Genomic DNA, 13,271 nt, shown 5'->3' with positions numbered 1-13,271 from the left:
TTTTCTGAGAAGTTGTCGTGCCGGGTGTCGAGAATGTGGTGCCGGCTCCGTCCCAGGGACACGAGCGGCGACGACGGGCCGCGCGACGACGAAGGAGAACCACGATGAAATACCTGATCCTGAAGCACTACCGAGGTGGCCCGGCCCCCGTCGTCGACTGCGGGTCGATGGACAAGTGGACGCCGGAGGAGGTCGACGCGCACGTGCAGTTCATGCGCGACTTCGCGGCCCGCCTGGAGGAGACCGGTGAGTTCGTCGAAGGCCAGGCGCTGTCGCCCGAGGGCGCGTTCGTGCGGTACGACGGCGAGGGGCGCCCACCGGTGACCGACGGCCCGTTCGCCGAGACCAAGGACCTCATCGCCGGCTGGATGGTCATCGACGTGGACTCGTGGGACCGCGCGGTCCAGCTGGCCGGGGAGCTGTCGGCCGCTCCCGGGCCCGGCGGCGAGCCGATCCACGAGTGGCTCGAGGTCCGGCCGTTCCTCACCGAGCCGCCCACGGTCACCGAGTGAACGAGTCGCTGCTGCGGGAGCTCGTACCCGCGGTGATCGGTGTCCTCGTCCGGCGCGGAGCCGGCTTCGCGTCGGCCGAGGACGCCGTGCAGGAGGCCCTGATCCGGGCGCTGGACACCTGGCCCGGCGATCCGCCGCGCGATCCGAAGGCCTGGCTGGTCGCGGCCGCCTGGCGCAAATTCCTCGACGCCGCCCGCGCCGAGGCGTCGCGGCGGGGGCGGGAACTGGCCGTGGAGACCGAGCCTCCCGCCGGTCCCGCGCCCGCGACGGACGACACGCTGCGGCTGTACTTCCTGTGCGCGCACCCCACCCTGCCGCAGAGCTCGGCCGTCGCCCTGACGCTGCGCGCGGTCGGCGGCCTGACCACGCGGCAGATCGCGGCCGCCTATCTCGTCCCCGAGGCGACCATGGCGCAGCGGATCAGCCGGGCCAAACGGCGGATCGCGGGGCTGCCGCTCGACCAGCCCGGCGATCTCGGGACGGTGCTGCGGGTGCTCTACCTCGTCTTCAACGAGGGGTACGGCGGAGACGTCGACCTGGCGGCCGAGGCGATCCGCCTGACCCGCCAGCTCGCCGCCTTGACCGACGAACCAGAGGTCGCCGGGCTGCTCGCGCTCATGCTGCTGCACCATGCGCGCCGCGCGTCCCGCACCGGCCCGGGAGGCCGCCTGGTGCCCCTCGCCGAGCAGGACCGATCGCGCTGGGACACGCGCCTGATCGCCGAGGGGGTGGCGATCCTGCAGGCCGCCCTGGCCCGCGACCGGCTGGGTGAATACCAGGCGCAGGCCGCGATCGCCGCCCTGCACGCCGACGCCCGCAGCGCGTGCGAGACGGACTGGGTGCAGATCGTGGAGTGGTACGACGAGCTGCTGCTCCTGACCGGCAGCCCGGTGGTGCGGCTCAACCGCGCCGTGGCGGTCGGCGAGGCCGACGGGCCGCGGGCCGGCCTGGCGGCGCTGGCCGGCGTGGATCCCGGCCTGCCCCGCTACGCCGCGGTGACGGCATACCTGCACGAACGCGCGGGCGATCTCCAGCTGGCCGCCGAGCTGTACGCCGAGGCCGCCCGCGCCGCCACCAGCGTGCCGGAACGCGACCACCTCACTCGAGAGGCCGCACGGGCGCGGCAACTGCTCGCGCCGTGAGCGCGCCGCAGTGCTGCCGCCGGGGACGTCCAGTCATCGGGGAGGCGACCGGATTGACCCTCACGTAGCGGGAGGCCGCAGGCTTGGACCCGGAAGGGAGGAGAACCCATGGGCTACTCGGTCGGCCAGGTCGCCCGCTTCGCGGGGATCACCGTGCGGACGCTGCACCACTACGACGAGATCGGGCTGCTGCGGCCCAGCGAGCGGTCGGCCGCCGGATACCGGCGCTACAGCGAGCCGGACCTCGACCGGCTGCAGCAGGTGCTGTTCTACCGGGAGCTCGGGTTCTCCCTGGAGGAGATCGCCGTCATCCTCGACGAGCCGGGCTCCGACCCGGTGACCCACCTGCGCCGCCAGCACGAGTTGCTGCGACGCAGGATCGGGCGGCTGGAGGCGATGGCGGCGGCGGTCAAACATGCCATGGAGGCGAGGAAGATGGGGATTCCCCTCACGCCGGAGGAGCGGTTCGAAGTGTTCGGCGACTTCGACCCCGCGCAGTTCGCCGAGGAGGCGGAGGAACGCTGGGGCGGCACCGACGCGTTCGAGCAGACCCGCCGCCGGACGGCCCGCTACACCAGGGACGACTGGCGGGCCATCACGGCGGAGGCCGGCGAGGTGCTGCAGGCGTTCGCGGCGGCTTTCGCCGAGGGGGCGCCCGCGGACGGCGAGCGGGCGATGGACGTGGCCGAACGGCACCGGGCGCACATCACCCGCTGGTTCTACGACTGCACCTACGAGATCCACAAGGGTCTCGGGGAGATGTACGTGGACGACCCGCGCTTCGCGGCCAACTACGAGCGGGTCGCCGAGGGCCTGAGCCACTACGTGCGCGAGGCGATCCACGCCAACGCGGCGCGCCACGCCTGACTGACCCCGGACCGCTGACCCGGAGTGCCCGGTCAGCGGTGTCCGGTCAGCGGTGTCGAGCCGGGGTCCGCTGAGGGAGGGGTCACAGCACGGCGGCCAGCGAACCGGTCATCAGGCGGCGCCACCCGCCGTCCATGATGGAGCGGGCCCGCCGCTGCATCTCGTTGCCGGGGTCGAAGCCCTCATGGGTGAGGAACAGCCGGGTGCCCCGGCCTTCGGGTTCGAGCGTCCAGGTGATCGTCCAGTCGGCGCCGCCGGGGCTGGTGGGGTCGGCGTCGCGCCAGCCCAGACGGAGCATGCGTTCGGGCTCGAAGGCCAGCACCTCGGCCTGGACCGTGCCGGAGAACCCGGTGCCGGGCATGGCCGTCCCGCGCATGGTGTAGCGGTGTCCCACGCTGAGGCGGAAGTCGCCCGGCATGAACCACCGCGCGAGCAGGTCCGGGTCGGTCAGGGCCTGCCAGACGCGGGCGGGCGGGTGCGCCAGGTATTCGTCCAGGCGCAGCACGGTCGGGTCGTCGGCGTCGCTCATTGCTTCTCCTCGTCCGGGTCCTCCGGCTGGCCGCCGCCGTCGTGCGGGCGGCCTCCGGCGCCGGTTTCGCCGGTGGTTGTGATGCCTGTCGTTTTTGTGCCTGTCGCTTCGGTGTCCGCGGTCGCGCTGTCGTCGAGCAGGTGGCGCAGGGCGGACAGCTTGTCGCGCCAGAACCGCTCGTAGGGGTCCAGCCAGTCGCGGACCCGCACGAGCGGAACGGGCTCCAGGCTGTAGAGCCGGCGCCTGCCGTCTCTGCGTTCGCTGACCAGGCCCGCCTCACGCAGCACCCGCAGGTGCTCGGAGAAGCTGGGCCGGGCCATGGAGAAGCAGGAGGCCAGCTCCTGCACGGACCGGGGGCCGCGCTCGCGGAGCAGGCGCAGCACCTCCCGCCGCACCGGGCTGGCGAGCGCGGCGAAGATCTCGTCTTCCGCCGACGGCGCCGACCATGACGCAGAAGACGCGGGAGACGACGGTGACTGCCGCCGTACGGCGGGGGTGACGTCCACGCCACCATAATAGGTAGGAAACTTCCTACCTGTCATCAGTGAGGGCTTCACTGACAGGAAACGCGCCGGAAACACGACCCAGTCAAGATGAGGACTCGTGATCAGGGCCATTCTGTTCGACCTCGACGAGACCCTTTTCGATCATCGCCGGGCGGTCGCGCACGCCGCGACCCGCTGGACCGAGTCGGTCTGCCCCGGGCATGAGCTGCTGCCGGAGGCGCCGGCGCTGTGGCTCGACCTGGAGGACAAGCACGTGCCCGCATGGCAGGCCGGGGAGTGCTCGTTCGCCGAGCAGCGGCGCCGGCGGCTGCGCGAGTTCTGCCGGCGGCTCGGACTGCCCGAGCCCCCGGACCCGGACGCGGCCTTCGCCGGCTTCCTGACCCACTACGAGTCGGCCTGGGCCGCCTTCGCCGACGTGCACGAGGCGCTGGACGCGCTGGCGGCCCTCGGCGACGCCCCCGTGCTGGGCGTGCTGACCAACGGCGTGGCCGTGCAGCAGGAGGCCAAACTGCGCAGCATCGGGCTGATGGACCGCATGGAAGTGGTGCTGACGCCCGACACGCTCGGCGCGTTCAAGCCCGCCCCGCAGTGTTACCACAAGGCGGCGGCGAAGCTCGGCCTGCGCCCGCAGGAGGTGCTCATGGTCGGCGACAACCTCCTGTTCGACGCGGTCGCCCCCGCGCGGGCGGGGATGCACGGGGTGTGGCTCGACCGCTACCGCGCCGATCCCGGCGTCTCCTCCCCCGCCGTGGCGAGGATCACCACGCTGCGCGACCTGCCCGACGTGCTGGCCGCGCTGAGTCCGCGCCTGCTCGGCCCGTCACGCGCCGCCTGAACCGCCCAAGGTCCGTTCAAGCAGGCAGGCCCGCCGCGGCGACGCGACGGCGGGCGAAGCCGAGCCGTTCGTAGACGCCGACGGCCGCCCGGTTCCAGTCGTCCACCATCAGCGCCGCGCGGCCGTGTTCGGCGATCAGCGCGGAGGCCACGAACCGGCACACCCGCTCCCCCAGCCCGCGTCCCCGCGCCGGTGCGGCGGTCGCGACCCCGGCGAGCAGGCCCACCGTCGGCGCGGACCACGCGTCGGCCGCGACCGCCAGCAGGGCGCCCGAGCCGTCCCGCACGCCGGCCCACCGGCGTACGCGCGGCAGGCCTGGCACGGCGTAGGAGCCGGGGTTGGCGGCGGCGAGCAGCGCCGCCACCTCCGGGGCGGCGGAGTCCGCCAGCCAGGACGCCGCCCCCTCCAGATCTGTCACCCCCGGGCTCGTCACCTCCCCGCGGGGCGGGGCGAGCTTTTCCGTGCCCATCCAGGAGAAGTGCCCGGCCAGTTCCAGTTCGGGCGCGGCCTCGACGACCCGTTCGATCAGCTGTGCGTCGCCGAGGGGCCGGTACGACGGCCCGCACTCGGCCAGGGCGTGCCGCACGAGCGCGACGACCTGGGCGGCCGTGCCCCGCACGATTAGGCGGTCGCGCCGCGACGCCTCGGGGCTGGCCACCGCCACCGCGTCCCCGCACGCCCAGGCGCGTACGCCGGGCCGCATGCCCTGCGCCGCCCACACCACGAGGTCGTCGTCGCCCGAGGCGGCGACGACCTCGGCCTCGCTCACCAGTTCACGCACGCGCGTCCCTACAGGATCGCGCCCGGGGCGTAGGCGGCGTCGCCGGGATGGCGAGCGGTGATCTCGCCGATCCGCTCGGTCACGGCGGCTACCTGACCGGCGGCCGCGCCGGCGAAGGAGGCCCGGTCGGCCAGCAGCGCGTCGAGCTCGGCCCGGCCGAGCGGGAAGCGGTCGTCGGCGGCCAGGCGGTCGAGCAGCTCGTTGCCGGCGCCGCGCGAGCGCATGGCCAGCGCCGAGGCGACCGCGTGCTCCTTGATGATCTCGTGAGCGGTCTCGCGGCCGACCCCGGCCCGCACGGCCGCCATGAGCATCTTGGTCGTGGCGAGGAACGGCAGGTAGCGGCCCAGCTCGGCCTCGATGACCGCCGGGAACGCGCCGAACTCGTCCAGCACGGTCAGCATGGTCTCCACCAGGCCGTCGAAGGCGAAGAACGCGTCGGGCAGGGCGACCCGGCGGACGACCGAGCAGGACACGTCGCCCTCGTTCCACTGGTCGCCGGCGAGCTCCCCGGCCATCGAGGCGTACCCGCGTAGGATCACGGTGAGGCCGTTGACCCGCTCGCAGGAGCGGGTGTTCATCTTGTGCGGCATCGCCGACGAGCCGACCTGCCCCTCCTTGAAGCCCTCGGTGACCAGCTCGTGCCCGGCCATCAGGCGAATGGTCTTGGCCAGGGAGGACGGGGCGGCGGCCAGCTGCACCAGCGCGGTCAGCACGTCGTAGTCGAGCGAACGCGGGTAGACCTGGCCGACGCTGGTGAAGCGGCGGGAGAACCCCAGGTGCTCGGCGACGCGGTCCTCCAGCGCGGCCAGCCGGTCCTCGCCGCCGAGCAGGTCGAGCATGTCCTGCGCGGTGCCGACCGGGCCCTTGATCCCGCGCAGCGGGTAACGCTCCAGCAGGTCCTCAAGCCGCTCGTAGGCCACCAGCAGCTCGTCGGCGACGGTCGCGAAGCGCTTGCCGAGCGTGGTCGCCTGCGCGGCGACGTTGTGCGAGCGGCCCGCCATGACGGTCGAGGAGTGCTCGGCGGCCAGGCGGCCCAGGCGGGCCAGCAGCGCCACGACCCGCGCGCGCACCAGCAGCAGGCTGTCGCGGATCTGCAGCTGCTCGACGTTCTCGGTCAGGTCGCGGGAGGTCATGCCCTTGTGGACGTGCTCGTGCCCGGCCAGGGCGTTGAACTCCTCGATGCGGGCCTTCACGTCGTGCCGCGTGACCTTCTCCCGCTCGGCGATGGAGGCCAGGTCGACCTGCTCGGCGACCTTCTCGTAGTCGGCGATCGCCTGCTCGGGCACCTCGATCCCGAGGTCGGCCTGCGCCTTCAGCACGGCGAGCCAGAGCCTGCGCTCCAGCACCACCTTGTGCTCGGGAGACCACAGGCGGGCCAGCTCCGGCGAGGCGTAACGGGCGGCCAGGACATTCGGGATACGCGGCTTGGCATTCACGTTGGCCCAGTCTATTGAGCCCGCTCCCGCCGGCTGTCCGCAGGTGCCGCGCACACTCACGGGACTCTCACAGTGCGGTTCTCAGCAGTGCGGTCTCAACAGTGGGGTTCTCACAGCGCAGGGGCGAGCCCGAACGCCGCGAACAGCTCCGGCCCGAACGAGGTGATCTCCGCGACCAGCCCGCCTTCCACCCGCACAAGCGTGAGGGCGAACTCGCGATACGCGGCGTCGCCGGGCCGGCGTACGTACGACGCGACGGCCGGCTGCCGGTTGGCGCCGACCGGCAGCATCCGGAACCGCCCCTGGAAGCCGGGCGAGGCGGGATCGAAGCTGTCGGCGAGCGGCGCCGTGATCGCCTCGCGCCCCTCGAACCAGAACGGGTAGGGCGGCATCGACGCGCGGGCGTCGCCCGCCAGCAGCGCGGCGACGGCGGCGGCGTCGGCCGCCTCGTAGGCCGCCATCAGGCGCCTGAGCACATCGCGCTCCGCGGCCGCCGCGGTGGCGCGCGGCCAGTCGGCCCTGCGCGCGGGCAGGTGGCGCCGCATCGTCGTGCGAGCCCGCTGCAGCGCGCTGTTGACCGCCGGCAGGCTCGTGCCGAGCAGGTCGGCGATCTCCCCGCCGGGCCGGGCGAGGACGTCGCGCAGGATCAGCGCGGCCCGCTGCCGCGGCGGCAGGTGCTGCAACGCGGCCAGGAACGCCAGCTCGATCGTCTCCCGGTCGACCACCTCTCCGCCAGGCCCGTCCTCCTCCAGCAGACGGTCGGGGAACGGCTGCAGCCAGGGGATGTCGGTCCTGGGCCCGGCCGCGGCCCGGCCGGGCTCGCTGGCGGGCTCCAGGTGATGCGGCAGCACCCGGCGCGGCAGCCGTTCGAGGGCGTCCAGGCACGCGTTGGTGGCGATGCGGTAGAGCCACGCGCGGAACGTCGCCCGCCCCGCGAAGCCGGCGCGCCCGCGCCAGGCCCGCAGGAACGTCTCCTGAACCTGGTCCTCGGCGTCATCGAGCGAGCCGAGCATGCGGTAGCAGTGCACCCGCAGCTCACCTCGGTAGCGCTCGCACAGCTCGCTGAACGCCGCCGCGTCGCCGGCCGCCGCGGCGGCCGCCTCCTGCGGCTCCTCCTCCACAAGCGTCTCCTTCGCCTTTTCCTTCACAGCGCGGGCCTGGCCGCTGTACGGATGTGACGGCCGGGCGGGGGAAAACTCATCGGTCCCGGGCCACCGTCTCACGCGACGGGCTCGGCCGCCCGCGACTCGTGAGCGCCCCGGCCGCGCAGGCGGTCCATCTCCCGCCACTGCGGCAGCAGCGCGGCCAGGTTGGTGGTCAGGAAGTACGCCGCGCCGGCCACCAGCAGCACCGGCGCGAGACCGGACCACGCCACCGCCGCCCCCGCGATCAGCCCGCCCAGAGGGATGCCCGCCCACGCCATCGCGTCGCCCAGCGCGTTGACCCGGCCGCGCAGGGCGTGCGGCACCCGCTCGAAGGCGATCGCCCCCAGGATCGGATTGAGGAAGCCCCCACCGGCCCCGCTCACCGCGAACACCGCCAGCACCGCCCACATCGGCGCGCCGGAGGCCAGCACCAGGAACCGCGGCGCACCGGCCAGCAGGAACCCGGCGAAGAACACGACCCGGCGCGGCATCCGATGCGCCACGGCCGCGGCGACCAGGCTTCCCGCGACCGCCGTGGCGCTCCACACGCCGTTGCTCAATCCGATCGCGGTCGGGCCGTTGCCGGACCGCTCGGCCCACACGGGCAGCAGGACGGTGCCGAACGCCGCGTCCAGCAGGTTGGTGATCCCGACCATGACGATGATGGTGAGCAGCAGCGACTCGCCGCGCAGGAAGGCGAAGCCCTCACCGAAACGCCGCCAGTAGCCGGAGCCGGACGCGGCCGGGGCTTGGTCCGCCGGGTGACCCATGCCGCGCGGCAGGGCGAACGCGATGATCAGCGACCCGAGGGCGAAGCACACGGCGTTGAGGACCAGACCGGTCAGCGGTCCCAGCAGCGCCACCATGAAGCCCCCGGCCGCCGGGCCGAGGGTCGAGGCCAGCCGCTCGGTCACGCCGGAGAGGCCGGTGGCCCGCTCCAGCGGCACCCGGGCGCGCTCGGCGGCCTCCGGGACCATGATCTCCTTGGCCAGGTCGCCCGGGCCGCGTACGGCGCCGATCACCGCGACCAGGACCAGCAGCACCGGGAAGGACAGCAGGCCCGCGGCGTGCAGCAGGGGAATCGCGCCGGCCGCGGCCGCGCTGACCGCGTCGGTGCTCCAGGACACGACCCGGGATCCCGTCCGGTCCACCAGCGGCCCGGCCAGCGCCTTGACCACCACGTACGGAGTCATCTCGCAGAAGGCCACCAGCCCGGTCTGGGTGGCGCTGCCGGTCGTGACCAGCACGAACCACGGCAGCGCGACGGCCGACACCCGGGTGCCGGTCAGCGCGACCGCCATGGCCGCGAGCAGCCCGCCCAGCGGCCGCAGCCTCCGGGCGCGGGAGGAACCGCCGGTGATCGCGTCCTTGCCCGTGCCCGTGTCGTTGTCCGTGTCCTCGCCGGTCATGGGGTGTCGTCTTCCGGGGCGGCGGGCGCGTCCAGTTCGGGCAGGATCTCCACGATCAGCGACACTCGTTCGGCGTCCTCGGGGGCGCCGGCCGCCTCCGGCACGTCGCGGCGGTGGCGCGCGATGACCGCCCACAGCTCCTCCCGCAGGGCGATGGCCTCCTGCGGGGTCAGCCGCAGCGCCCAGTCGCTCATGTCGCACGCGGCACGCCACTCGCGGGGCATCGTCTGGAGCTCGTTGATCGCCCGCTGGGTGCGCATGGTGTAGGTGGCGGCGACCGACTGCAGGTAGGCCACCGTCGCCTCGGGTTCCTGCTCGGCCAGGTCCAGGTCGTCGAGGAAGGTCGACTGGTGGGCCGCGCGCCACCATCGCTCCCGCGCGTTCCCGCGCGTGGTGTCCTCCTGGACGAAGCCCGCGGCGGCGAGCCGGCGCAGGTGGTAGCTGGCCGCCCCAGAGTTGATGTTCAGCAGCTCGGCGAGCCGGGTGGCCGTCGAAGGGCCGTGCTTGCGCAGCAGGCCCACCACCTGCACGCGCACCGGATGCGCGAGGGCGCGAAGCCCCTTCGCGTCGAGGACGACCGCGTCCTCCGTGAGCGGGCTCTGGGGCATGTCGCCGTGATCGGTCATGACCCCACCATAAACCGCAAACAGTTCTTCGCGAAGGAGTCTTCGCGAAGAACTGTTTGCGGTTATGCCTTTGTGACGGCCGGGTCACTTGGCCGGTTCGAGGGCCTCCTTGCCGTACACGGTGAGGTCGTCGTCGCCCGCCGCGGGCTCCTTCGGCGTACGGCGCATGCGCTCCTTGAGCCGCTCCACCATCGTGTAGAGCGTCGGCACCAGCACCAGCGTCAGCAGCGTCGAGGAGATCAGGCCGCCGATCACGACGATGGCCAGCGGCTGGGAGATGAACCCGCCCGACCCGGTCACGCCCAGCGCCATCGGGGTGAGCGCGCAGATCGTCGCGATCGCGGTCATCAGGATCGGGCGAAGCCGCCGCCGGCCGCCCTCCATGACCGCCTCCACCACGCCCAGACCCTGCTCGCGATACTGGTTGATCAGGTCGATCAGCACGATCGCGTTGGTGACGACGATGCCGATCAGCATCAGCATGCCGATCAGCGCGGGCACACCGAGCGCCGTGTCGGTGGCCAGCAGCAGCCCGATCGCCCCGGTCGCCGCGAACGGGATCGACACCAGCAGAATCAGCGGCTGCACCAGGCTCCGGAACGTCGCCACCATGATCATGAAGACGATCGCCACCGCGAGCAGCATGGCCAGCCCCAGGTCGGCGAACGCGTCCTGCTGCTGAGAGCTCGCACCGCCGATCTCGTACGTCACCCCGGCCGGCAGCGTCAGCGTCTTCAACGTGTCGGTGACCTTCGCGGTGATCGCACCGAGGTTGGACGCGTCGGCGGTGCCCGACACGGTCGCGGTGCGGTCGCCGTCCTGCCGGGTGATCTGGGTCGGGCCGTCGGCCTTCACCACGTCGGCCACGTCGCCGAGCTTCACCATGCCCGTCGCCGTGGGGATCGCGAGCTTCCTGATCGCCGCGATGTCCTCCGGCGCGTCACCGCCGGCGCGCAGGATCACGTCGCTGGACCGGCCGTCGACGTCGATCGAGCCGACCGGCGCGCCGCGGAACGCCTGCGCGACCAGCTGCCCGATCCCGGCCTCGGTCAGGCCCCTGGCGGCGGCCTTCTCCCGGTCCACGTGCACCTCGACCCGCGGGACGCTGTCTTCGAGGTTGGAGGCGACGTCCCGCAGCCCGTCGATCCCGGCCATGGCGTCGCGCACCGCGGTGGCCGCCGTCTTCAGCGCCGCCTCGTCCGAGCCCTGCACGATGACCTGCACCTGGTCGGAGTTGAACCCGCCGCCACTGCCGCCGACCGTGACGTCGCCGATGCCCTTCAGGCTCTCCAGCCTCTGCCGCAGCCGGTCCTCCAGGGCGGACGTCTCCACGCCCTCCTTCAGCGTGACGGAGAACGACGCGCGGTCGGAGCTGCCGCCCACCCCGCCGAGGAAGCGGTTCCCGCCGCCGACCGTCACCTGGTAGGACTTCACGCCCCCGTCGGCCGCGAGCACCTCCTCGACCTTCTTGGCCGCCGCGTCGGTGGTCGCCAGGTCGGTCCCGACCGGCATCCGCTGGCTGATCTGCGTGGTGTCGTTGCCCGAGTTGTCGAGGAAGTTCGTCTTCAGGTTGGGCGCCAGCGCCATCGTGGCGGCGAACACCACCACCCCGATCAGCACCGTGACCAGGCGCCGCCGCGTCGCGAACCGCAGCACCGGCAGATAGATCCGCTGCAGCGGGCTGCGCAGCTCCCTGCGCTCGGCGTCCTCACGTGCGGCCTGCGCCTCCTGCGGAGTGAGCGACGGCGCCTTGAGGAACCAGTACGCCAGCACCGGGATGACGGTCAGCGCCACCAGCAGCGACGCGAGCAGCGCGACGGTCACCGTGATGGCGAACGGGCTGAACAACTGCCCCACCATCCCGCCGACGAAGGCGATCGGCAGGAACACCGCGACCGTCGTGAGCGTCGAGGCGGTCACCGCGCCGGACACCTCGCGCACCGCGCCGAGGATCGCCCGCCGCTTCTCCTCGCCGTAGGCGAGATGGCGCTTGATGTTCTCCAGCACCACGATCGAGTCGTCGACCACCCGGCCCACGGCGATCGTCAGCGCCCCCAGCGTCAGCAGGTTCAGCGAGTAGTCGCCGATCCACAGCGCGATCAGCGCGATCACCACCGACAGTGGGATCGACACGGCCGTGACCAGGGTCGAACGGACCGACAGCAGGAACACCAGGATCACGAGCACGGCGAACGCCAGGCCCAGCAGGCCCTCGGTGGTGAGGTCCTCGATGGACCGCTCGACGTACGGCGCCTGGTCGAACACCACGGTCAGCTCGGCCGTGTCGCCGAGTGCACGCTTCAGGTCCGGCAGCGCGTCGTTCACCTTGTGGGAGATCTGCACGGCGTTGCCGTCGGGCACCATCGTGATCGACACGCCGAGGCTCGCAGTGCCGTTGGTGCGGGTGAGCGTGGTCGCCGAGGCGTCCACGACCTTGACGTCGGCCACGTCGCCGAGCTTGACCGGTTTCGGCCGGGCCGCGGCCGCACGGGCCTGCGCCGTCGCCGCGCTCGCGGACGCCCCCGGCCCGGCGGCGCCGCCCTGTCCCGTGCCCTGGCCAGCGGCCCGTCCTGCGCTCGCGCCGCCGCCTGCGCCGCCGCTTTGGCCGCCCCCGGTGCCCTGGCCCGCCGCGGGCGCGGCGGGGGTCAGGTAGAGGTTTTCGAGGTCCTTCACCGTACGCACCGGGTCGCCGATCTGCACGGTCAGCGACTTGCCGTCCTCGGTCAGCGTGCCGGCCGGGATCGACACTCCGTTGGCCCGCAGGAGATCGGGGATGGCCGCGGCCGACAACCCCAGCGGGGCTAGCCTGCCCTGGTCAGGGGTGATGACGACCTGCTGCTCACTGGCGCCGCTGACGGTGACGTCGCGAACGCCCTCGATCGACTGCAGCTCCGGCACCATGATCTTCTCGATCTTGTCGACCATGGCGTGCTGGTCGCCGCCGTCGCCCACCGCGATCGCCATCACCGGGATGTCGTCGGTGCTGCCCGCGACCACCTGCGGATCGACGTCGGCCGGGAGCTGTGCCTTGATCCGGCTCACGGCCTGCTGCATCTTCCCGATCATCTGGTCGATGTCGGTGCCGAAGTCATAGGCCACCTGCACCTGCGACATCCCCTCGCGGGAAGTGGAGGTGATGTCGGTGACGCCGGCGATACCCTGGAACGCGCTCTCGATCGGCTTGGTGACCTGCTCCTCCACGATCTCGGGAGCGGCGCCCGGATAACTCGCCACCGTGAACGCCGCCGGGAACTCCAGCGACGGGAAAAGCTGTTGCTTCAACGAGGGGATCGCGAACAAACCGACACCCGCGAGCACCAACGCGATCATGATCACGAGGGTGCGGTTGCCAAGGCTCAGCCTGGCCAAGGAGGTCATCCGAGCTCCTGACATCGGGGGAAAGTGTTTGCCCAAGCCTAACACTTCGCCTTGTCCGAACATTCAGCGGTCGCATTAACGGCTGGTAACCTCTTGACCTGAGAG

Annotated in this window: 12 protein-coding genes; 4 read left to right on the top strand and 8 right to left on the bottom strand. The window is 72.5% G+C overall.

The annotated features are described in order from the left end of the window. The first annotated feature begins 104 nt into the window (after positions 1-104). From BXA11_RS09935 to BXA11_RS09925, 3 genes are all read left to right on the top strand, one after another. Entirely contained in the window at positions 105-512 is a 408-nt protein-coding gene (locus BXA11_RS09935) for a YciI family protein (protein ID WP_076434234.1), read from the top strand. Next, positions 509-1,654 (top strand): RNA polymerase sigma factor, encoded by a 1,146-nt coding sequence (locus tag BXA11_RS09930; RefSeq protein WP_076434233.1) that lies wholly within the window; start codon positions 509-511, stop codon positions 1,652-1,654. Before BXA11_RS09935 ends, BXA11_RS09930 begins: the two co-directional genes overlap by 4 nt. Before the next feature lie 108 nt (positions 1,655-1,762). Further along, positions 1,763-2,521, top strand: coding sequence for a MerR family transcriptional regulator (locus BXA11_RS09925; RefSeq protein WP_030508118.1), 759 nt, complete (start codon positions 1,763-1,765; stop codon positions 2,519-2,521). An 82-nt stretch (positions 2,522-2,603) separates the two neighbouring features. Here BXA11_RS09925 and BXA11_RS09920 read toward each other — a convergent pair whose 3' ends face one another. Both BXA11_RS09920 and BXA11_RS41215 read right to left on the bottom strand, forming a co-directional pair. Then, positions 2,604-3,050, bottom strand: a complete 447-nt coding sequence (locus tag BXA11_RS09920) for an SRPBCC family protein (protein WP_076434232.1) — start codon at positions 3,048-3,050, stop codon at positions 2,604-2,606. Further along, positions 3,047-3,556, bottom strand: coding sequence for an ArsR/SmtB family transcription factor (locus tag BXA11_RS41215; RefSeq protein ID WP_239105202.1), 510 nt, complete (start codon positions 3,554-3,556; stop codon positions 3,047-3,049). The genes BXA11_RS09920 and BXA11_RS41215 overlap by 4 nt, the downstream gene beginning before the upstream one ends. A gap of 97 nt (positions 3,557-3,653) precedes the next feature. Here BXA11_RS41215 and BXA11_RS09910 point away from each other — a divergent pair, with 97 nt between their 5' ends. Next, complete coding sequence (locus BXA11_RS09910) at positions 3,654-4,391, top strand: HAD family hydrolase (RefSeq protein WP_076434231.1); 738 nt, start codon at positions 3,654-3,656, stop codon at positions 4,389-4,391. 16 nt (positions 4,392-4,407) lie between these two features. On the opposite strand, the gene BXA11_RS09905 is transcribed toward BXA11_RS09910, so the two are convergent. The 6 genes from BXA11_RS09905 to BXA11_RS09880 all read right to left on the bottom strand — a co-directional run bounded on the left by BXA11_RS09905 (position 4,408) and on the right by BXA11_RS09880 (position 13,166). Next, positions 4,408-5,172 carry a GNAT family N-acetyltransferase gene (locus BXA11_RS09905; protein ID WP_076434230.1) on the bottom strand — a complete coding sequence of 255 codons (765 nt, stop codon included), beginning with the start codon at positions 5,170-5,172 and terminating at the stop codon, positions 4,408-4,410. A gap of 8 nt (positions 5,173-5,180) precedes the next feature. Beyond that, positions 5,181-6,608, bottom strand: coding sequence for an adenylosuccinate lyase (gene purB, locus BXA11_RS09900; RefSeq protein WP_076434229.1), 1,428 nt, complete (start codon positions 6,606-6,608; stop codon positions 5,181-5,183). Between the two features lie 110 nt (positions 6,609-6,718). After that, complete coding sequence (locus BXA11_RS09895) at positions 6,719-7,729, bottom strand: RNA polymerase subunit sigma-70 (protein ID WP_076434228.1); 1,011 nt, start codon at positions 7,727-7,729, stop codon at positions 6,719-6,721. A gap of 98 nt (positions 7,730-7,827) precedes the next feature. Then, a complete protein-coding gene (locus BXA11_RS09890) occupies positions 7,828-9,162 on the bottom strand; it encodes an MFS transporter (protein ID WP_083744104.1) in 1,335 nt (444 codons plus the stop codon). Continuing rightward, a complete protein-coding gene (locus BXA11_RS09885) occupies positions 9,159-9,788 on the bottom strand; it encodes an ArsR/SmtB family transcription factor (protein WP_076434227.1) in 630 nt (209 codons plus the stop codon). The genes BXA11_RS09890 and BXA11_RS09885 overlap by 4 nt, the downstream gene beginning before the upstream one ends. An 84-nt stretch (positions 9,789-9,872) precedes the next feature. Beyond that, complete coding sequence (locus BXA11_RS09880; protein ID WP_076434226.1) at positions 9,873-13,166, bottom strand: efflux RND transporter permease subunit; 3,294 nt, start codon at positions 13,164-13,166, stop codon at positions 9,873-9,875. Between the last annotated feature and the right edge of the window lie 105 nt (positions 13,167-13,271).

This window comes from Microbispora rosea (assembly GCF_900156315.1).
GTDB classification, from domain to species: Bacteria; Actinomycetota; Actinomycetes; order Streptosporangiales; family Streptosporangiaceae; genus Microbispora; species Microbispora rosea.
Note: the sequence above shows the minus strand (reverse complement) of the source record. Positions and strands in the feature narration are given on the sequence as shown.

What these genes read in the sequence shown, in the direction of transcription:
- BXA11_RS09890 (WP_083744104.1), bottom strand. Translation starts at nt 9,162, where the DNA reads ATGACCGGCGAGGACACGGACAACGACACGGGCACGGGCAAGGACGCG.
- BXA11_RS09935 (WP_076434234.1), top strand. Translation starts at nt 105, where the DNA reads ATGAAATACCTGATCCTGAAGCACTACCGAGGTGGCCCGGCCCCCGTC.
- BXA11_RS09885 (WP_076434227.1), bottom strand. Translation starts at nt 9,788, where the DNA reads ATGACCGATCACGGCGACATGCCCCAGAGCCCGCTCACGGAGGACGCG.
- BXA11_RS09880 (WP_076434226.1), bottom strand. Translation starts at nt 13,166, where the DNA reads ATGACCTCCTTGGCCAGGCTGAGCCTTGGCAACCGCACCCTCGTGATC.
- BXA11_RS09920 (WP_076434232.1), bottom strand. Translation starts at nt 3,050, where the DNA reads ATGAGCGACGCCGACGACCCGACCGTGCTGCGCCTGGACGAATACCTG.
- BXA11_RS09925 (WP_030508118.1), top strand. Translation starts at nt 1,763, where the DNA reads ATGGGCTACTCGGTCGGCCAGGTCGCCCGCTTCGCGGGGATCACCGTG.